The organism is Streptomyces sp. Y20, assembly GCF_043195475.1.
Classification (GTDB): Bacteria; Actinomycetota; Actinomycetes; order Streptomycetales; family Streptomycetaceae; genus Streptomyces.
Genome location: NZ_JBIDDP010000008.1, coordinates 305,775 through 323,204 on the forward strand (window position 1 = coordinate 305,775; position 17,430 = coordinate 323,204).

At 70.2% G+C, this 17,430-nt stretch carries 22 protein-coding genes; 11 read left to right on the top strand and 11 right to left on the bottom strand.

From position 1 onward, the window contains the following. Window positions 1-90 precede the first annotated feature (90 nt). Window positions 91-1,209: a phosphoserine transaminase gene (serC, locus tag ACGFT1_RS22315; protein ID WP_373910684.1), complete on the top strand. Its 1,119-nt coding sequence runs from the start codon at window positions 91-93 to the stop codon at window positions 1,207-1,209. A gap of 58 nt (window positions 1,210-1,267) precedes the next feature. Here the strand turns inward: serC and ACGFT1_RS22320 are convergent, their stop codons facing one another. After that, the gene (locus ACGFT1_RS22320; RefSeq protein ID WP_373910685.1) at window positions 1,268-1,681 is read right to left on the bottom strand and encodes a MarR family winged helix-turn-helix transcriptional regulator; all 414 of its coding nucleotides are present in this window, start codon (window positions 1,679-1,681) and stop codon (window positions 1,268-1,270) included. Window positions 1,682-1,730: 49 nt separating this feature from the next. On the opposite strand from ACGFT1_RS22320, the gene ACGFT1_RS22325 reads away from it, so the two are divergent. Further along, window positions 1,731-2,507, top strand: a complete 777-nt coding sequence (locus ACGFT1_RS22325) for an alpha/beta fold hydrolase (protein WP_373910686.1) — start codon at window positions 1,731-1,733, stop codon at window positions 2,505-2,507. Window positions 2,508-2,653: 146 nt separating this feature from the next. Here ACGFT1_RS22325 and ACGFT1_RS22330 read toward each other — a convergent pair whose 3' ends face one another. After that, window positions 2,654-2,842, bottom strand: coding sequence for a DUF397 domain-containing protein (locus ACGFT1_RS22330; protein WP_373910687.1), 189 nt, complete (start codon window positions 2,840-2,842; stop codon window positions 2,654-2,656). 1 nt (window position 2,843) lies between these two features. After that, window positions 2,844-3,707 (bottom strand): helix-turn-helix domain-containing protein, encoded by an 864-nt coding sequence (locus tag ACGFT1_RS22335; protein WP_373910761.1) that lies wholly within the window; start codon window positions 3,705-3,707, stop codon window positions 2,844-2,846. A gap of 138 nt (window positions 3,708-3,845) precedes the next feature. Here ACGFT1_RS22335 and ACGFT1_RS22340 point away from each other — a divergent pair, with 138 nt between their 5' ends. Both ACGFT1_RS22340 and ACGFT1_RS22345 read left to right on the top strand, forming a co-directional pair. After that, the gene (locus ACGFT1_RS22340) at window positions 3,846-4,268 is read left to right on the top strand and encodes an ATP-binding protein (protein ID WP_373910688.1); all 423 of its coding nucleotides are present in this window, start codon (window positions 3,846-3,848) and stop codon (window positions 4,266-4,268) included. Next, complete coding sequence (locus ACGFT1_RS22345; RefSeq protein ID WP_373910689.1) at window positions 4,249-4,530, top strand: hypothetical protein; 282 nt, start codon at window positions 4,249-4,251, stop codon at window positions 4,528-4,530. The genes ACGFT1_RS22340 and ACGFT1_RS22345 overlap by 20 nt, the downstream gene beginning before the upstream one ends. Here the strand turns inward: ACGFT1_RS22345 and ACGFT1_RS22350 are convergent. Further along, complete coding sequence (locus ACGFT1_RS22350; RefSeq protein WP_373910690.1) at window positions 4,520-5,368, bottom strand: helix-turn-helix domain-containing protein; 849 nt, start codon at window positions 5,366-5,368, stop codon at window positions 4,520-4,522. The genes ACGFT1_RS22345 and ACGFT1_RS22350 overlap by 11 nt on opposite strands. An 18-nt stretch (window positions 5,369-5,386) precedes the next feature. Continuing rightward, window positions 5,387-6,154, bottom strand: coding sequence for a DUF6879 family protein (locus ACGFT1_RS22355; protein ID WP_373910691.1), 768 nt, complete (start codon window positions 6,152-6,154; stop codon window positions 5,387-5,389). A gap of 330 nt (window positions 6,155-6,484) precedes the next feature. Between ACGFT1_RS22355 and ACGFT1_RS22360 the strand changes: the two genes are divergently transcribed. Further along, a complete protein-coding gene (locus ACGFT1_RS22360; RefSeq protein WP_373910692.1) occupies window positions 6,485-6,718 on the top strand; it encodes a DUF397 domain-containing protein in 234 nt (77 codons plus the stop codon). Window positions 6,719-6,796: 78 nt separating this feature from the next. Beyond that, window positions 6,797-7,267 carry a hypothetical protein gene (locus ACGFT1_RS22365; RefSeq protein ID WP_373910693.1) on the top strand — a complete coding sequence of 157 codons (471 nt, stop codon included), beginning with the start codon at window positions 6,797-6,799 and terminating at the stop codon, window positions 7,265-7,267. Window positions 7,268-7,316: 49 nt separating this feature from the next. On the opposite strand, the gene ACGFT1_RS22370 is transcribed toward ACGFT1_RS22365, so the two are convergent. Both ACGFT1_RS22370 and ACGFT1_RS22375 read right to left on the bottom strand, forming a co-directional pair. Beyond that, the gene (locus tag ACGFT1_RS22370) at window positions 7,317-8,900 is read right to left on the bottom strand and encodes an alpha/beta hydrolase (RefSeq protein WP_373910694.1); all 1,584 of its coding nucleotides are present in this window, start codon (window positions 8,898-8,900) and stop codon (window positions 7,317-7,319) included. Between the two features lie 188 nt (window positions 8,901-9,088). Continuing rightward, window positions 9,089-10,057 (bottom strand): WD40 repeat domain-containing protein, encoded by a 969-nt coding sequence (locus tag ACGFT1_RS22375; RefSeq protein ID WP_373910695.1) that lies wholly within the window; start codon window positions 10,055-10,057, stop codon window positions 9,089-9,091. A gap of 99 nt (window positions 10,058-10,156) precedes the next feature. Here ACGFT1_RS22375 and ACGFT1_RS22380 point away from each other — a divergent pair, with 99 nt between their 5' ends. Both ACGFT1_RS22380 and ACGFT1_RS22385 read left to right on the top strand, forming a co-directional pair. Continuing rightward, entirely contained in the window at window positions 10,157-10,840 is a 684-nt protein-coding gene (locus ACGFT1_RS22380; protein WP_373910696.1) for a GDSL-type esterase/lipase family protein, read from the top strand. 97 nt (window positions 10,841-10,937) lie between these two features. Then, entirely contained in the window at window positions 10,938-11,933 is a 996-nt protein-coding gene (locus tag ACGFT1_RS22385; protein WP_373910697.1) for an aldo/keto reductase, read from the top strand. A 262-nt stretch (window positions 11,934-12,195) separates the two neighbouring features. On the opposite strand, the gene thpR is transcribed toward ACGFT1_RS22385, so the two are convergent. After that, entirely contained in the window at window positions 12,196-12,768 is a 573-nt protein-coding gene (thpR, locus tag ACGFT1_RS22390) for an RNA 2',3'-cyclic phosphodiesterase (RefSeq protein WP_373910698.1), read from the bottom strand. Between the two features lie 39 nt (window positions 12,769-12,807). On the opposite strand from thpR, the gene ACGFT1_RS22395 reads away from it, so the two are divergent. After that, entirely contained in the window at window positions 12,808-13,323 is a 516-nt protein-coding gene (locus ACGFT1_RS22395; RefSeq protein ID WP_373910699.1) for a GNAT family N-acetyltransferase, read from the top strand. 41 nt (window positions 13,324-13,364) lie between these two features. Here the strand turns inward: ACGFT1_RS22395 and ACGFT1_RS22400 are convergent, their stop codons facing one another. Together ACGFT1_RS22400 and ACGFT1_RS22405 are read right to left on the bottom strand one after the other, a co-directional pair. After that, window positions 13,365-14,711, bottom strand: coding sequence for an MFS transporter (locus tag ACGFT1_RS22400; protein ID WP_373910700.1), 1,347 nt, complete (start codon window positions 14,709-14,711; stop codon window positions 13,365-13,367). Window positions 14,712-14,738: 27 nt separating this feature from the next. Next, a complete protein-coding gene (locus ACGFT1_RS22405; protein WP_373910701.1) occupies window positions 14,739-15,176 on the bottom strand; it encodes a MarR family winged helix-turn-helix transcriptional regulator in 438 nt (145 codons plus the stop codon). 154 nt (window positions 15,177-15,330) lie between these two features. On the opposite strand from ACGFT1_RS22405, the gene ACGFT1_RS22410 reads away from it, so the two are divergent. Next, window positions 15,331-15,513 carry a ribbon-helix-helix protein, CopG family gene (locus tag ACGFT1_RS22410; protein WP_373910702.1) on the top strand — a complete coding sequence of 61 codons (183 nt, stop codon included), beginning with the start codon at window positions 15,331-15,333 and terminating at the stop codon, window positions 15,511-15,513. Between the two features lie 13 nt (window positions 15,514-15,526). Here ACGFT1_RS22410 and ACGFT1_RS22415 read toward each other — a convergent pair whose 3' ends face one another. Further along, window positions 15,527-16,978, bottom strand: coding sequence for an NCS2 family permease (locus ACGFT1_RS22415; RefSeq protein WP_373910703.1), 1,452 nt, complete (start codon window positions 16,976-16,978; stop codon window positions 15,527-15,529). 193 nt (window positions 16,979-17,171) lie between these two features. Here ACGFT1_RS22415 and ACGFT1_RS22420 point away from each other — a divergent pair, with 193 nt between their 5' ends. Further along, window positions 17,172-17,420 (top strand): DUF2530 domain-containing protein, encoded by a 249-nt coding sequence (locus ACGFT1_RS22420; protein WP_373910704.1) that lies wholly within the window; start codon window positions 17,172-17,174, stop codon window positions 17,418-17,420. The last annotated feature ends 10 nt before the right edge of the window (window positions 17,421-17,430 follow it).

Sequence of the window (17,430 nt, forward strand, 5' to 3'; positions counted from 1 at the left end):
TACAAGCCCACAAGCCCGTGTCCGGTGCGTCTCGTCTCATCCGACGGACACGGCCCTCCCCCAGCCCGGGCCACGGGCTAACCTCGTTCCGTGGCCGACATCCAGATTCCCGCTGACATCAAGCCCGCCGACGGACGCTTCGGCGCGGGCCCCTCCAAGGTGCGCACCGAGGCGCTGGACGCCCTCGCCGCCACCGGTACCTCCCTGCTGGGCACCTCTCACCGGCAGGCGCCCGTGAAGAACCTGGTCGGCAAGGTCCGCGAGGGCATCTCCGAGCTGTTCTCCCTCCCCGAGGGCTACGAGGTCGTCCTCGGCAACGGCGGCTCCACCGCCTTCTGGGACATCGCCACCCACGGCCTGATCGAGAACAAGTCGCAGCACCTGACCTTCGGCGAGTTCTCCTCCAAGTTCGCCAAGGCGGCCAAGCTCGCCCCCTGGCTGGCCGAACCCACCGTCGTGGCCGCCGACCCCGGCACCCACCCCGAGGCGCGGGCCGAGGAGGGCGTGGACGTCTACGGCCTCACCCACAACGAGACCTCCACCGGTGTGGCCATGCCGATCCGGCGCGTGGCCGGCGCCGACGAGGGCGCCCTCGTCCTGGTCGACGCCACCTCCGGCGCGGGCGGCCTGCCGGTCGACATCGCCGAGACGGACGTCTACTACTTCGCCCCGCAGAAGTCCTTCGCCTCCGACGGCGGCCTGTGGATCGGCGTCTTCTCCCCGGCCGCGATCGAGCGCGCCGAGCGCGTCCACGCCTCCGGCCGCCACATCCCGGAGTTCTTCAGCCTCCCGACGGCGATCGACAACTCCCGCAAGAACCAGACGTACAACACCCCCGCCCTCGCCACGCTGTTCCTGCTCAACGAGCAGCTGGAGTGGCTCAACGGCCAGGGCGGCCTCGCCTGGTCCACGGCCCGCACGAAGGACTCCTCGACCCGTCTGTACGGCTGGGCGGAGGACTCCAAGTACGCCAGCCCGTTCGTCGCGGACCCGGCCGAGCGCTCGCAGGTCATCGGCACCATCGACTTCTCCGACGAGATCGACGCGGCCGCCGTCGCCAAGGTGCTGCGCGCCAACGGCATCGTGGACACCGAGCCGTACCGCAAGCTGGGCCGCAACCAGCTGCGCGTCGCGATGTTCCCGGCGATCGACCCGGCGGACGTCGAGGCGCTCACGAAGTGCGTCGACTACGTGATCGAGAAGCTGTAGCCGTCACCCGCTCACGACGACGAGGGGCGCCCGGCATCGGCCGGGCGCCCCTCGCGTGTCACGCGTCCTCGGTGAGGACCTGGAGCGTCTGAAGCAGCGCCAGACGTTGCGCCTCGTCGAGTTGCGCGAAAAGCCCCTGAAGCACGCCGCCCATCACTTGCCGGCCCGCCTCCAGCGTGGCGCGCCCCGTGTCGGTGAGGGTGTGCTCCAGGCGGCGCCCGCGACCGGCGGACCGAGCGATGAGCCCACGAGCGACGAGCCGGCTCGCCAGCGTGCCGAACGCCTGGTCGCTCTGGAACGTCGCGACGGCGAGTTCATGCCCGGAGGCGCCAGGCATCCGGTCGACAGCGCGTAGCGCGTCCCACTGCACAAGGCTGACCCCGATGTCACGCAGGGCCGTATCAGCGGCGCGGTGATTCCTGTACTGCGCGCGCTTGATCGCCTGCCCGAGGGTTTCCAGGTCCGTTGTCATGGTGCTACGTTATCAACACCGTTATATAAACATGTTGAGAAGGAGTCTCATGAACACCGCCCTCCCCGACGACCTTCCTGTCATCCAAGCCGGCGACCCCGCGTCGCGTACGGCGCTCGTGCTGCACGGCGGCGGCGGTCCGCAGACCGTCGCGCCCATCGTGGGACATCTCGCAGCCTCCATGCACGCGTGCGCCCCGACCCATCCCGGCTGGGACGGCACGACGCGCCCCGACTCCATCACCTCCGTCGCGGACCTCGCGACCGGCTACCTCACACGCCTGCTCGACCAGGGGGAGCATGACGTCGTGCTGGTCGGCTCCTCGATCGGCGGTTGGATCGCCCTGGAGATGGCGGTGCAGGCAGCGCACGACGAGCGGTACGCAGGACTGATCGGGGCCGTGGTCGACATCGACGGCGTCGGCGTGGTCGTCGCCGGTGAGCCGGTCGCGGACTTCTTCGCCCTCGACGCCCGTGGGCTCGCGGAGGCCGCCTGGCACGACCCCGAGCGCGGATACGTGGACCCGGCCCGGTTCACCGATGAGCAGCGCGCGATCCAGCAGGCGAACCGTCACACCATGGCGGTCATCGCCGGTACGAGCATGAGCGACCCGACGCTGCTCGGACGGCTCGGCGCGGTGAACGTCCCGACGCTCGTGGTGTGGGGCGAAAGCGACCGGATCGCCACACCCGCGTACGGGCGAGCCGTCGCCGACGCGGTGCCCGGTGCGCGGTTCACCGAGATCCAGCTGGCCGGACACCTCCCGCACCTCGAAGCACCGGACGCCACCTGGGCGGCGATCGACCCGTTCCTGCGTCAGTCGTAGCCCGCTCCCGCCGGGTGGCGGCCTCACCACGGGACACGGGGCGATGAGCCCGGCATTGCGGTACCCAGCGCCGTTGAGTCTCGTTCTCGCTGGTCGCCACCGTAGACGCCGACAGGCCGGGGGGACGGGTGCTTACCGCACGGCCGTCAGGGCTTGTGCCGGAACTGCCCCAGGAAGGCGTCCCAGCTTCCGCGGGAGACGGTAAGGAGGGGACCGCCATGGCACTTGCTGTCGCGGACGGCGCGGCCGTGGTCGGTTGTGTCGGCCACCTCTACGCAATCGCCCTGCTGTGCGGAGTAAGACGATTTTCGGAAGGTGCCCACAACCTCGGTCACGTCACTCTTCTTTCGTGTTCCGCAGTATGTCCCGGATGAGCCTCGCGCTCGCGTCCGGCGCCAACGCCGCCGATCGTAGTAGGTCGTACGCGTTGCCGTAAGCCGCGAGGTCCTCGGGCGCTTCCAGGACCGAGGTGCCACGCAGATTCTCCATCGACACGGCTTCGACGGCCGGTTCGGAGTCGAAGCTGAAGGAGGAGAAAGCAGGGATCGAGGCCACCAGGACACCCGCGCTGAAGGGCAGCACCTGCACGGTGACGTTCTTCCTCTTGGCGACAGCGAGGATGGCGGCCAACTGCTCCCTGTGGACCTCGGCGCTCACGATGGGGTGTGCGACGGCCGCCTCCCAAAAGATGGCGGTGTACGAAGCACCCCCTTCACCGATTTTCACCTGGCGTCCCTCGCGAACCTTCACCAGCTGTTCGAGCACCTCCGGGGCCACATAATCAGGCCCCGCCGCGATGACCGCCTCCGCGTAAGCCGGCGTCTGCAACAAGCCCGGCACCAGAGCGGGCTGCCACTGTCGGATGTACGTCGCGTCGTCCTCCAGCGCGATGTGGTCGAGGTAATCGGGCCGCAGATGTGCGGCGTGCTCCAGCCACCAGCCTCGATTCTTGCTGTGCTTGGCCAAGTCCTCCAATTTGTCGCGCACTTCGGGGTCGGTGACGCCGTACGCGTCCAGCAGGAGCCGTACCTCGATGACGCGGGCGGTGACGTGTCCGCTCTCAAGGCGGCTGACCCTGGCCTGGCTCGTCGCGATGACCTCGGCGGCCTCCAACTGGTCGAGCTTCGCCGCTTGTCGGTACTGCCTGAGTGCCGTGCCAAGGCGCCTACTACGTACGGTCGGCCGTCCACCTGCGGGCATGAGATCTCCCCTCTCCAGGCGGAACCATGTCACACGGGCATATCCGATTGGGCAGACATCACACTAACGAGTGAGACATCTGCATGTATTCGCCTTTTTCTATTGCACTGTCCGTGAATGCGCTCGTAGCTTCACCGCATGCTCGCAATGGCAACCTTCTGCATCCCCAAGCACCGACGACACGTGCCCCTGGCCCGGCAGCGGGTACACACGACTCTCGCGGCCTGGGGATTCACCGGCGAAGTCGCCGACCACGCCGCCCTGTCGGCGAACGAACTCGTCACCAACGCCGTGAGCCACTGCCGGGTGTCCTCCGCCCAGGTCCGCGTCACGCTCATCCTCTGCGGCCCGCAACTCGTCCTGGAGGTCTCCGACCCGGACCGGGACCGGCTCCCCCTGCCCCGCGACCCCGGCCCGGACGAGGAGGGCGGACGCGGACTCGCGATGGTGGCCGCGCTGGCCGACGCCTGGGGGCATCGGCAGGGGCCGTACACCAAGACCGTGTGGGCCCGCTTCACGCTCATCCCTGCGGAGGCGACCCGTGTTCCGGACTGTTCGTAACGCCCTCGCCCGCCTCTCCCCCGGCGCCGCGCCCAGCCGGCAGGACCTCGGGCGGGAGGTGCGCCTTCCTGACCCCTACGTATGGCGGCTGCCGAACCCCCACGACGCCCGCTGGCGCCGCTGGGCCAGACGCTCCCGCGCGGCCGGCCACCGGCTCCCGCATCTCCGCGACGAGGAGTGCTGGCAGACTCCGCGCCCGGCACCGGCACCTCTGTGGGAGACATCCGACGAGGTCGTACGCCCGTACGTCCTCAGACCTTGATGCTCCGGCGGACACGGGCGATCACCTGCTGGGCGTCGGCCCCGAAGACGGCCGACTCGGCGAGGGTGTCCCAGACGCGGCGGTACAGGGCGATCGTTTCTGCGTCATCCAGCCAGAGTTCGGCGTGCCAGTCCTCGACCACGACCAGGCGGTCGTCAAGCATGGAGAAGGGGTTGCCCGGAGGGATGCGCAGTTCGGCATCGAGGGGCAGGATGCCAAGCCGCACCGTATCCATACCCACTACGCCCAGCAGGCGGTCCAGTTGGGCGATCAGCACCTCCGCCGGACAGACCTGGGCCCGTAGCGCCCCTTCCCACATGAGCAGGTTCAGCCGTTTGCCACGCCTGTACAGCCACTCCTGCCGCTTCATGCGAGCCCTCACGGCCTCGTCCATATCTTGTGGGGAGCAGCGGAGATCCGTGTAGCACTCGAAGACGTACCGGGCATACTCAGCGGTCTGGAGCATGCCGCTGACCAAGTTGTTCTCCCACATGTGAAGGACATGGGACTCGGCAACGAGCGCGTTCCAGGTCTCCTGCACGGGACGGTGACCAGCCGACAACTGGCGACGCCAGGAGCGGATATGGCTTTCAAAGCCCCTGAGCCGAGCGCGGAGTTCGGGGAACGCAGCCGGCTGCCCCACGGCGTCGGCCCATGCCTGCAGGTCGTTGTCCGTAGGGGTCTGCCTGCCGTTCTCCAGCTTGCTGACCTTCGACTGGGGCCAGCCCAAGCGCTGGGCAAGCTGGATACCGGTGAGCCGGCCGTCTGGACTTTCGACACGCAGTTCCCTGAGCTTGCGACCCAGTTCCTCGCGCGCCCTCTGATAGTCCGTGCTCACCGGTATCCGCTCTTGCTCCTATGCGTCGTCGCGCATCTCACCCATGAACTGTTCCCACGCTACGGCGTGGTGCCAAGCAGCATCCCGCACCATGCAGCAGCGCACCACCTCTGCGGGCTCGGTGATCAGGTCCACGTGCGTGAGCTGGTCGTCGTCGTCGAAGCGCAGGAGTGCGATGAGGCGGCTGTCGAACAGCCAGAAGTCCTCGGCAGGCAGACGGAGTCGGTCCGCGTCGGCGCGCCACATATTGCGGATGTCCTCACCGAGACCGACGTTCCACCTGGCACTGTCGAGAAGATACCGCTGGCCTGTGGTGGCGGGCTGATCCACGATGCGTACGCGCTCGATCCGCCTGCCCTGTGCGGTGTGCGCGCGAATCGTCTCGGCCCACCAGCTGTAGACCGAGCCGGAGTCCGCGTCCTCGCCGATCGTTCCGTTCTCGATGAACCGAGCCCACCGGTCGCCCGATTCGTCACTCGCGTACCGACGGCGCGTCTCCAGCCGCCACGCCGTGTGCTCGAACTTCTCGAACAGGGTGTGGAACTCTTCCAGGTCGATCGTCCGCACCTGCCGTGTCCGCTCCTTCGGCGTCCAGTCCACCAGAAGGTCCCGCGGCACCACCACGGCGACCTCCCCCTCCGAGAGGCGCTGAAGCTGTGCGACGTCCTCCGGGTCGGTGAGCGGAGGACCGTGGACGATCACCTCCCCACTATCCACATCCTCGTGCACTGCCGGGCATCCCGTAACGCCACTGCCCGTCCCGTTGAACCGCAACCTGCGTGCCACGCGAACCACCCCTGTGTGTCGACGATGTTCGTGCGCCAGCATGTCGGTACCTGAGAGTGAATGTCCATGCATTCTGAGTGACTGCGCAAGAATATTGGAGAATATTCGACTCCTCGGCCCCCTTCCCGTCCCTACGGTCATCCCCGAAGCCACACCCACTGGGGAGACACGGTGAAGCCCACGGTGAACGCACAGCCGACGCACTCGGCGTACTTGATCCGGGACCACCCGCAGGGCGTCCACGACCGCCCCTCTCCCCCATCGACTCCCGCCCGTCCAGGGCGGCGGCGGTCGGACACGGCCGCGACAGCGGAGCAGGAAGGTGCACCGATGGTGAACGGAAGTGACCTGTACGCGCTCGACCTCGACGGCGCCTCGTTCGTGAAGGCGTGCGGGGGAAACACCCATCCGGACGGCGAGGCCTGCGTGACCCTGGCCCGTATCGGCGAGGACGCCTGGGCCCTGGGTGACAGCAAGCGGCCCGACGCGCAGCCGTTGCGCTTCACCTCGGCCGAACTGGAGGCCGCCGGCCTCGACCCGGCGCGGTTCGGCCTGTCGGTCTGAGCCACCAGCCGGTCCCCACGTGGCACAGCCCCACCAGGGACCGGCTGCCCTCCTCCTACGCACCGAGTGGGACACCCCATGCACCACCACGCCTACCTCTGGACCGGCCCCAAGGCCCGCTTCGACCAGGAGGCCCTGCGGCGCCCTCCCCATGCCGAGCCGCCCCCGCCCGGCAGCAGCGCGGAACTGATCCAGCGGTACCGCACGGCGGCCGTCGAGTTCCCGGCCTGCGACCTGCCCCCGTTGGAGACGGCGTACTGGCTGGTCAAACCGGGCTCGCTGGTCCGGGGGACATGGCAGGACGCGAAGGCCGCGGCAGCCTGGCTCAGTGACCGTCTCACCGAGTACGCACCCCGGTTCGCCTCCGAGTCGCAGCGCAGCGGCACGCGTCTGAGCGCCCTCGTCGCCTCCGCGGCCGAGCGGCTGGAAGCGGGAGGCGACGTCTCGCTCGGTTTCTACCTCGAACGTCCCGCGTACCTCTCGTTGGCGCTGGTGAGCTGCGCCCCGAACCGTCAGCTCCCCACCCTGCCGTGCCCGCTGGGCGTCTGACGGGGAAGGGCGCCCGGTGGCCACCGGGCGCCCTATGTGCACCGACGGGTCAGAAGCGGGGGTTTCCGGGGGTCTGGCGGGGTGCCGGGACGATCTGCGGTTTCCCACCGAGGCCCTGGCTCCCGGACGCCGCGCAGGTGACGTCCCGTGCCGGGAGCCTCCCGGTGCTCAGGTAGGCGTTGACGGTGCGGTCGGCGCAGGAGCGCGGGTCCATGGAGTAGACGCCGTGGCCCTCACCGCCCTTGACGTACACCATGCGCGATCCCCTCAGGGCGCGGTGCATGCCCAGGCCGCTGGCCAGGGGCGTCTGGGGGTCCCACTGGTTCTGCACGGTGAGCAGGCCGACGTGGTTGCGGACGGAGGTGACGGGCTCGGCCGGCTGGTCCCAGAACGCGCAGGGCGTGATGTTGGAGGCGAAGTCGCCGTAGAGCGGGTACCTGGCCTTGTCCCGGATGGCGTCACGCCGGTACTGCTCCGGGTCGCGCGGCCAGGCCCCGGTGTCGCCGCAGACCACGGTCCAGAAGGCGGCGCTGCCGTTGTCGGCCGGAGGCTGCGCGGCGGAGGCGGCGGCAGCCCCGGAGCCCGCGTGGGTCGCTGACCAGCGCGGCGGCTGCTGCCCGCCCGGGAGGAGGGCGTGGCGGGAGGGGGCATGGCCGTCGGCGGCCTTCTCGAGCTGGACGACGGCCTCAGCCGCGTACTTGGGACTGAAGAACGCACCGCGCAGGCCCGCGCGGATGTCGTCACCGGTGACCTTCGCGCCGCCGTCGTCGATGGGGGTGCGGTCGGCCCGGGCGACCAGATCCCAGAACGTCTTGCGCACCTGGGCCGGGGTGGTGCCGAGCTTGTAGGTGCGGTGGTGCTGCGCGGTCCACTTCGTCCAGCGGGTGAACGCCGGCTCGCTGCCCTCCGCCCAGATCTGGATCATGCCGCGCCAGACACGTGCCGGGTCGACCGCGCTGTCCAGCACGAAGCGGTCGGTGCGCCCGGGGAACAACTGCGCGTAGACGGCCCCCAGGTACGTGCCGTAGGAGTAACCCAGGTAGGAGATCTTCTTCTCGCCGAGGACGGCGCGGACGACGTCCATGTCGCGGGCGGTGTTGCGCGTGGTGATGTACCGAAGCTTGTCGCCGTTGCGGGTACGGCACTTGTCGGCGACGGTACGGGCCCACTTGACGTCGTGGCTGAACGTCTCGCGCTTGTAGGGGTGTTCGGTGTTCTGCTCCGTCTCCGTGAGACGGCAGGTGACCGGGCTGCTGCGCCCCACGCCCCGCGGATCGAACCCGATGAGGTCGTACTGCTCGCGGACCTTCTTGGGCAGCGCGTCCTTCATCATGACGGGCATGCCCAGGCCCTCGCCACCCGGGCCTCCGGGGTTGAAGAGGAGCGCGCCGTGCCGCTTGCCGGGGACGCTGGTCCGTATGCGGGAGATGGCCAGCTTGATGGTCCTGCCGTTCGGGCGGCCGTAGTCGAGCGGAACCCTGATCGTCGCGCACTGGTACGCGGCGGGCTCGGACGCGTCGCATCTGTGCCACGCGGGCTTCTGGTTCTCGTACTTCCCCAGCGGTTCCGCCGCGGAGGCCTGCGCCGGCGCGAGAGCGGGGACCAGCGTTGCCGTGACGCCCACGGCAAGCATGGGCGCCAAGCGTCCTTTCCGCACGATGGCCGTTCCTTTCCGTCAACTTCCGGGACGGGAACACCATTTCGTGTCGCGGATGCCATCGGATCCATCTGCGGAACAGTCTTGCTCCACCTCACGGAGGAGGCGGAAATGGACGTGCGGAGGAGAACCCGGACGGGCTGTTTTCCCTCCGCCCACCGCGTTCAGCCGCGTCGCAGCCACCGCAGGCCGAACAGGGCCGCCAGTCCCGCCACGACGATCCCGGCGCCGACCTTGAGGCTCGCACCGCCGCCGTTGTCCTGCGACGCGCGGGAACCGCCGTTCGCCGACGGGGACTTCGCTCCGGGGCGGGCCGGGGCGTCCTCCGCCCGGACAGCGCTGTCGGCGCCCTCGCTGCCGTACATCAGCTTGGTGCCGTCGGCGGAGTACGACACCGACTCGCCCTGCCCCTGCAACGGCACGTCGAGGGTGCCCTCGCGCTTGATCCGGCCGCCGTCGAAGCCGTAGTACACGCCGCCGAAGTACCCGCGGACGGCGAGTTGCCGGCCGTCCGGGGAGAACGCGGCGTCGGTGGCCCACAGATCGACGGCGGCGACGGGACGGAAGACGTTGGCGCCGGAGGCGGAGAGGGTGGCCGGGCCCTCGTACAGGTGCCCGCCGTCCTGCTTCTTGTCGATGATGTAGACCCGCCCGGTCCTCGGGTGGACGAGCAGCGACTCGGCGTCGCGCGGCCCGTTCGCGTACTTCACGACGTACTGCGTGGCCGTGACCGCCTGGTCCGTCAGCCGCTTCGGCTCGGGGAACCTGTAGATCCACACGTACGGCCACCGGCCGCCGAAGTTGTCGCCGATGTCCCCGACGTAGATCTCGTTGTGCGGCCCGACGGAAACGGCCTCGACGTCGCGCGGGGAGCCGATACCGCGCAGGGTGATCCGGGCGACGGTCCTGCCGGTGGCGCTGTCGACGGCGTAGAGGTACGGCCCGTCGTCGCTGTCGTTGTGGGTCCAGTAGACACCGGGGTGCAGTCGGGAGGCGGCGAGCCCGCTGGACTCGGTGATCCGCGGATCCTTGAGGGTGAACCCCCGGTCACCGGTGCCGTCGGCGGCGGAGGCGGGCAGCGCGCAGGCGCCGGCGAGCAGCACCCCGGCGAGGACGGCGAACGATCGACGCATGCCCCAAGCCTGCCATCCCCGCCGGGTGTTCGGGGGACGTGGCCCGCCTCACACGCTCCCCGGATCCCGCGGGCTCCCGCGATCGTCCATCATGACCGGATGCTTAGGTTCATGCCCGTGGGCGACTCCATGACGATCGGGAGCTCGGGCGACCACACATGGCGTTACCGGCTGTGGCGGCACCTGTGCGCGTCGCACGGCGGCCCGTTCACCTTCGTCGGCCCGCGCGAGACGCTGTACGACAAACAGGACGACGCCCCGACGTCCCTCGCCTACGCCGAGCCCGACTTTCCCCGCGCGCACCTGGCGGGCTGGGGCGAGGGCTGGCTGCACATGGTCCCCCTGATCGGGGACGCCGTGCGGGCCCACCGCCCCGACGTCCTCCTCGTCTTCCTCGGCCTGATCGACCTCGGTTTCTACACCGACGCCGAGCAGACGGCGGACAACGTACGGGCCTTCGTCGCCGCGGCCCGCGAGGCCGACCCGCACATCCGCATGGTGCTACTGCCGGTGATCCCGAACATCCGGGCCGCGGCCGACCCGGCCTTCGCCGAGCAGGTGGCCCGGTTCAACGAACTGCTCGCCAAGGCCGTGGCAGACCTGGACGAACCGCGCTCGCACCTGCTGTCGGCCTCACCGCCGGAGGCGTACGACATCCACACCGACACGTACGACGGCACCCATCCCAACGCGCACGGGGAACACCGGATCGCGGGGGCGTTCGCGGCGGCGATGTGGCAGGCGTGGGGCGTCGGACAGCCGTACGCGGCCGAAACGGCCTGACCGGGTTCCCGCGGCCAGGCGCGTCGTGGACCACGGCGCCGGACTCGCGGCCCGGGGCCTTGCCTGGAGCGCACTCCAGGTCGTTGGCTGGTGAACCATGAAGTACACACAGCTCGGACGCACGGGACTCAAGGTCAGCCGGCTCGTCCTCGGGACGATGAACTTCGGCCCGCAGACGGACGAAGCCGACAGCCACGCGATCATGGACGCGGCGCTGGACGCGGGCATCAACTTCTTCGACACCGCGAACGTCTACGGGTGGGGCGAGAACAAGGGCCGCACCGAGTCCATCATCGGGAATTGGTTCGCCAAGGGCGGTGACCGGCGCGACAAGGTCGTCATCGCCACCAAGGTGTACGGCAACATGGGGCAGGACGGCGCGTCCGTGTGGCCCAACCAGGACAAGCTCTCCGCGCTGAACATCCGGCGCGCGGTGGACGCCAGCCTGAGGCGGCTCCAGACGGACCACATCGATCTGTACCAGTTCCACCACATCGACCGGAACACCCCGTTCGAGGAGATCTGGCAGGCCATCGACGTCCTCGTCCAGCAGGGCAAGATCCTTTACGCGGGCTCCTCCAACTTCCCCGGCTACAAGATCGCCCAGGCCAACGAGACGGCCGCCCGCCGCGGCGGCACCATCGGCCTGGTCAGCGAGCAGTGCCTGTACAACCTGTACGAGCGCCGGGCCGAGATGGAGGTCATCCCGGCCGCGCAGGACTACGGCCTCGGCGTCATCCCGTGGTCGCCGCTGCACGGCGGCCTGCTGGGCGGGGTCCTCAAGAAGGAGGTCCAGGGCGGTCGCCGGGGCTCCGGCCGGGCCTCGGACACCCTCGGTGACCCGGCCGCCCGCGCGCGGATCCAGGCCTACGAGGACCTGCTGGACAAGCACGGCCTGGAGCCCGGCGAGGTCGCCCTGGCCTGGCTGCTGACCCGGCCCGGGGTCACCGGCCCGATCGTGGGCCCGCGCACGGCCGCGCAGCTGGAGTCGGCGCTCCGGGCGGTGGAGCTGGAGCTGAGCGAGGACGTGCTGTCCGGCCTGGACGAGATCTTCCCGGGGCCGGGCCCGTCCCCGGAGGCCTTCGCCTGGTGACAGCCACCGGTGCTCCGCCGGGGGCACGGGGATCGGCGGCTGCGGGCCCCGGGACGGCCGGCGGCCGCCGCCTCCCGGCAGTCATCGCGCCGCCGCCTCCCGGCGGTCACCGCGGCGCCGTCACCTCCCGGCAGCCGGCGGGGTGCCGGACGGTCGCAGGGGTCACTACCTGACGGCCGCCGCCAAGGCCACCACCACGAACATCAGCACCAGCACACCGGCCATGATCCGGTTCCGCGTCTTCGGGTCCACGCCGTCGAGCCTAGCTGCCCGCGCCGAGTGCCCAGCGGGCGACCGCCTCGTAGCGGGGCTGCTCGCCGGGCACGCCGGACCTCGGCAGGCTGCTGCGCACGAGGGCGAGGTCCGCGACCGTCCAGGGGGTGCCGGCGAACTCCGCGAGCGCGGTGACGAAGGGCCGTACGTCCACCGCCTCCCGGCCGCGGGCCAGCGTGAGATGGGCCTTGTAGGGCCGGTGCTCCCCCATCGGCACCCCGGCCTTCCGTGCCGCCGCCTCGGCCCGCCCGGCCAGCAGCCGCAGGGCCTGCACGTCTCCCCGGACGCCCGTCCACAGCGCGCGGCCCTGCCCGAACCGGCCGCCGCCCGCGAGGCTCAGGGCGAAGGGGGCCGTACGGTGGGCGGCGCGGGCCAGGCGGTCCGAGAGGGCGGGTACCAGGTCGTCGGTGACCTCGCCGTAGAAGGCGAGGGTGAGGTGCCAGCCGGGGCGGCCGGTCCAGCGCAGCCCGCCGGCACCCGGCAGTTCCCCCAACCGGGCCGCCACGACGGCGAGTTCCTCGGTGGCGACCTCCGGGGGCAGTACGGCGGCGAAGAGTCTCATGTCTTCACGATCCCAAATCCCGGGGGGCATGATGATCCGATGCCGATCACGATCCGCGAAGGCGGCCCCGACGACGTTCCCCTGATCCTGGGCATGCTGGACAGCTCCGTGGAGTGGCTGGTCTCACAGGGCCGTACCCGGCAGTGGGGCACCGAGCCGTGGTCGGACAATCCCCGGGCCGTCGCCATGGTCGAGCGGTACGCCACCCGGGGCCGGCCGTACGTGGCCGAGGTGGACGGCGTCCCGGCCGCCACCCTCACCCTGACCGACGCCCCCGGCCCGTACCTGGAGCCCGCCGACGAACCCGAGCGGTACATCAACCTGCTCGCCTCCGACCGCCGCTTCAAGGGGCGGGGCGCCGGGGCCGCCCTCCTCGCGCACGCGGCCCGGGCGACCCGGGCGGAGGGGATCTCCCTGCTGCGGGTGGACTGCTACGCGGGCGACGACGGCAAGCTGGTCGCCTACTACGAGCGCAACGGCTTCATCCGGACCGAGCCCTTCACCTACGGTGAGGACGCGTGGCCCGGGCAGGTGCTGGCCCGGCGGGTCCTGTAGGCCCCGGGAGCCCTCAGCCGCCCCGGGGCCCCCGGGGCCGTTCAGGCCGCCGTAGCCAGCCGTTCCGGCTCGCGCGGGACGAAACGGACCCGCGGGTGGCCGTGGTGCCAGCCCACCGACAGGCGCAGGCCGCCGATGCGGGACAGGACCAGTCCGACGGCACCGGCCGCGAGGGCCGACACCACACCGCCCGCCGCGAAGCCGATCCGGGCGCCGTAGGTGTCGGTGATCCAGCCGACGACCGGCGCCCCGAGCGGCGTACCGCCCATGAAGACCATCATGAACAGGGCCATCACCCGGCCGCGCATGGCCGGGTCGGTGGCCATCTGGACCGCCGTGTTCGCGGTGACGTTCACCGTCAGGCCGCAGACGCCGATGGGCACCATGAGCAGCGCGAACAGCCAGTACTGGGGGACGGCGGAGGCCACCGCCTCCAGCGTGCCGAAGGCCAGCGCGGCGCCGATCAGGACGCGCAGCCGGGCCGTGCCGCGCCGGGCGGCCAGCAGGGCGCCGACGAGGGAGCCGACGGCCATCAGGGTGTTGAAGAGGCTGTAGGCGCCGGCGCCGGCGTGGAAGACGTCGTCCGCGTAGGCCGACAGCCACACCGGGAAGTTGAAGCCGAACGTGCCGATGAAGCCGACCAGCACGATCGGCCAGATCAGCTCCGGCCGCTTGGCGACGTAGTCCAGCCCTTCCCGCAGCTGGCCCTTGCCGCGCGGCGCGCGCTGGACGACGTGCAGCTCGCGGGCCCGCATCAGCAGCAGGCCGGCGAGGGGCGCGGCGAAGGACAGGCCGTTGGCGAGGAACGCCCAGCCGGTGCCCACGCCGGTGATCATCAGGCCGGCGACGGCGGGGCCGACGAGCCGGGCGGACTGGAAGTTCGCGGAGTTCAGGCTGACCGCGTTCTGGAGCTGGTCGGGGCCCACCATCTCGGAGACGAAGGACTGGCGGGCCGGGTTGTCGAGCACGGTGGCGAGGCCGACGGCGAACGCGGCGACGTAGACGTGCCAGACCTGGACGTGGCCCGAGAGGGTCAGCGCGGCCAGTGCCAGACCGGTGACGGCCATGGCGGACTGGGTTCCCAGCAGGGTCGGCCGCTTGGGCAGGCGGTCCACGAGGACTCCGCCGTAGAGGCCGAACAGCAGCATCGGCAGGAACTGCAGGGCGGTCGTGATGCCTACCGCCGCGGAGGAGCCGGTGAGCGAGAGGACCAGCCAGTCCTGGGCGATGCGCTGCATCCAGGTGCCCGTGTTGGAGACGACCTGGCCCATGAAGAAGAGGCGGTAGTTCCGGATCTTCAGGGAGCTGAACATCGACGTCGCGCGAGGAGCTGGGGCAGTAGTGGCGGTCGGTGCGGGGGCGGAAGGTGCTCCGGATCCCGTACTCAAAAGGGTTCGCCTCCTCCGGTGACTTGCTTACAGATGTGCGAGCTTCTCCAGTACGGGGGCGGCGGCGCGCAGGGCGGCCCACTCGTCCTCGCCGAGTCCCTCGACCAGGCCTGCCAGGAACGCGTTGCGCTTGCGGCGGCTCTCCTCGAGCATGGCCTCGGCCTGCTCGGTCTGGGTGACGACCTTCTGCCGCCGGTCCTCGGGGTGCGGCTCGAGCCGGACCAGCCCCTTGGCCTCCAGGAGCGCGACGATGCGGGTCATCGACGGCGGCTGGACGTGCTCCTTGCGGGCCAGCTCACCCGGGGTGGCCGAGCCGCAGCGGGCGAGGGTGCCGAGCACCGACATCTCGGTGGGGCTCAGCGACTCGTCGACCCGCTGGTGCTTGAGCCGACGGGACAGCCGCATCACGGCGGAGCGCAGGGAGTTCACGGCGGCAGCGTCGTCGCCATGGGTAAGGTCCGGCATGTTCTTTAGCGTAACTCATTACTCTAGCTAAAGACCACTCGGGACCGCCGTGCCGGCCGTGACGCCCGCCACTGCGCGTATCCATCACCCGTACGGGTGAGCCGCTCGCGGAAAGCGGCGCACCGGCGGGCCGCCTGTGGCGACCCTCGTACGCATGGGGACCAGTGTGCTCAGCCTGCGGATGGACGGGGAGCTGCTCGAACGGCTCCGGCAGCACGCGGCGAAAAGAGGAATGAGCGTCCAGGACTATGTCGTCCGGACGCTCATTCACGGTGACTTCGACGAGCGGTTCCGGGCCGCCGTCGAGGAGACGGAGAGGTTCTACGGGGTCACCTGAGGCAGGCGAGGACTCAGGTGAGACCCAGCGCCGGCATCAGGTAGTAGAACGCGAAGACGGCCGAGACGGCGTACATCGCCACCGGGATCTCCCGGGCCCGCCCGGCGGCCAGGCGCAGCACCGTGAAGGTGATGAAGCCCATGCCGATGCCGTTCGTGATCGAGTACGTGAACGGCATCATCAGCATCGTCACGAAGGCCGGGATGGCGATCGTGTAGTCGGCCCAGTCGATCTCCTTGACCGAGTTCGACAGGATCAGGAAGCCGACCGCGATCAGCGCCGGGGTGGCCGCCTGGGACGGGACCATCGTGGCGATCGGGGTGAGGAACAGCGCCACCGCGAACAGGCCGCCCGTGACGACGTTCGCCAGGCCCGTGCGGGCGCCCTCGCCGACGCCGGCCGTGGACTCCACGAAGGCCGTGGTGGCCGAGGAGGAGCTGGCACCGCCCGCGGCGACCGCGAGGCCGTCCACGAAGAGGACCTTGTTGATGCCGGGCATGTAGCCCTGGGCGTCGGTCAGCTTGGCCTCGTCGCCGATGCCCATGATCGTGCCCATCGCGTCGAAGAAGCACGACAGCAGGACCGTGAAGACGAAGAGGATGCCGGTCAGCACGCCGACCTTGGAGAACCCGCCGAACAGGCTGACCTGGCCGACCAGGCCGAAGTCGGGCGTGGAGACCGGGTTGCCCGGCCACTTCGGGACGGTCAGGCCCCAGGACGGGACGGTGGCGACCGCGTTGATGACGACCGCGAGGACGGTCATGCCGACGATCGAGATCAGGATGGCGCCCGGCACCTTGCGGACGATGAGCGCGAAGGTGAGCAGCGCGCCCAGGATGAAGATCAGCACCGGCCAGCCGGTGAGGTGACCGCCGGTGCCCAGCTGGAGCGGGACGGTGGTCTGGGCCGCGTCCGGCATCCGGGTGACGAACCCGGAGTCGACCAGGCCGATCAGCATGATGAACAGGCCGATGCCGATCGCGATCGCCTTGCGCAGGCCGAACGGCACGGCGTTCATCACCCGCTCGCGCAGACCGGTCGCGACCAGCAGCATGACCACGAATCCGGCCAGGACGACCATGCCCATGGCGTCCGGCCAGGACATCCGGGGTGCCAGCTGGAGCGCGACGACGGAGTTCACGCCGAGGCCGGCGGCGAGCGCGATCGGCACGTTGCCGATGACACCCATCAGCAGCGTGGTGAACGCGGCGGTCAGCGCGGTGGCGGTCACCAGCTGGCCGTTGTCCAGGTGGTGGCCGTACATGTCCTTCGCGCTGCCCAGAATGATCGGGTTCAGCACGATGATGTACGCCATCGCGAAGAAGGTGGCGAAGCCGCCGCGGACCTCACGGGCGACGGAGCTGCCGCGCTCGGAGATCTTGAAGTAGCGGTCGAGGGGACCGAAGCCGGACGCACCGCCCGGCTTCTCGGGGGTGGGGACCTTGGCGGGGGCCGAGGTGGACATGCGCAACCTCATCACCAGCGGGGTTCCCCCGAGCCCCATTGGAGTTTCGTACGAGCGGAAGTGGTCAGAGACAAACGGTTTCAGTATGAAGGTATGAGAGAGAAGATCGCTATCTCCGCGCGTAGAACTGATCGGGTCCGGTGACCGCGTCCGTACCGGCCGTCGCGTCCCCACCGCCTCGTAAGCTGTCCCCATGGCCAAGTGGACCCCTCAGCACGAAGCGCCGGAGCCCCTGGAGGGGCCCGTGGTCGCCACCATCACCGGCATCACGATCGCGTGGTTCGTGCTCTTCCTCGTCCAGCTGCCCTTCTACGGCTGGCTCCAGGACCACGGGCACCTGTGGTGGCTGTGGACGTGCCTGGCGGGCGGCGGCCTGGGCCTGATCGGGGTCTGGTACGTGCGCGGGCGGGACGCGGCACTCAAGCGCGCCGCCGCCGGGTAACCGCCCGGTC

Bases quoted from the DNA above. Each gene is read 5' to 3' on its own strand.
- ACGFT1_RS22325 (WP_373910686.1), top strand. From the start codon at position 1,731: ATGAACACCGCCCTCCCCGACGACCTTCCTGTCATCCAAGCCGGCGAC.
- ACGFT1_RS22375 (WP_373910695.1), bottom strand. From the start codon at position 10,057: ATGCGTCGATCGTTCGCCGTCCTCGCCGGGGTGCTGCTCGCCGGCGCC.
- ACGFT1_RS22380 (WP_373910696.1), top strand. From the start codon at position 10,157: ATGCTTAGGTTCATGCCCGTGGGCGACTCCATGACGATCGGGAGCTCG.
- ACGFT1_RS22340 (WP_373910688.1), top strand. From the start codon at position 3,846: ATGCTCGCAATGGCAACCTTCTGCATCCCCAAGCACCGACGACACGTG.
- ACGFT1_RS22360 (WP_373910692.1), top strand. From the start codon at position 6,485: ATGGTGAACGGAAGTGACCTGTACGCGCTCGACCTCGACGGCGCCTCG.
- ACGFT1_RS22385 (WP_373910697.1), top strand. From the start codon at position 10,938: ATGAAGTACACACAGCTCGGACGCACGGGACTCAAGGTCAGCCGGCTC.
- ACGFT1_RS22365 (WP_373910693.1), top strand. From the start codon at position 6,797: ATGCACCACCACGCCTACCTCTGGACCGGCCCCAAGGCCCGCTTCGAC.
- ACGFT1_RS22420 (WP_373910704.1), top strand. From the start codon at position 17,172: ATGGCCAAGTGGACCCCTCAGCACGAAGCGCCGGAGCCCCTGGAGGGG.
- ACGFT1_RS22335 (WP_373910761.1), bottom strand. From the start codon at position 3,707: ATGCCCGCAGGTGGACGGCCGACCGTACGTAGTAGGCGCCTTGGCACG.
- ACGFT1_RS22410 (WP_373910702.1), top strand. From the start codon at position 15,331: ATGGGGACCAGTGTGCTCAGCCTGCGGATGGACGGGGAGCTGCTCGAA.
- thpR (WP_373910698.1), bottom strand. From the start codon at position 12,768: ATGAGACTCTTCGCCGCCGTACTGCCCCCGGAGGTCGCCACCGAGGAA.
- ACGFT1_RS22395 (WP_373910699.1), top strand. From the start codon at position 12,808: ATGCCGATCACGATCCGCGAAGGCGGCCCCGACGACGTTCCCCTGATC.
- ACGFT1_RS22415 (WP_373910703.1), bottom strand. From the start codon at position 16,978: ATGTCCACCTCGGCCCCCGCCAAGGTCCCCACCCCCGAGAAGCCGGGC.
- ACGFT1_RS22320 (WP_373910685.1), bottom strand. From the start codon at position 1,681: ATGACAACGGACCTGGAAACCCTCGGGCAGGCGATCAAGCGCGCGCAG.
- ACGFT1_RS22405 (WP_373910701.1), bottom strand. From the start codon at position 15,176: ATGCCGGACCTTACCCATGGCGACGACGCTGCCGCCGTGAACTCCCTG.
- ACGFT1_RS22370 (WP_373910694.1), bottom strand. From the start codon at position 8,900: ATGCTTGCCGTGGGCGTCACGGCAACGCTGGTCCCCGCTCTCGCGCCG.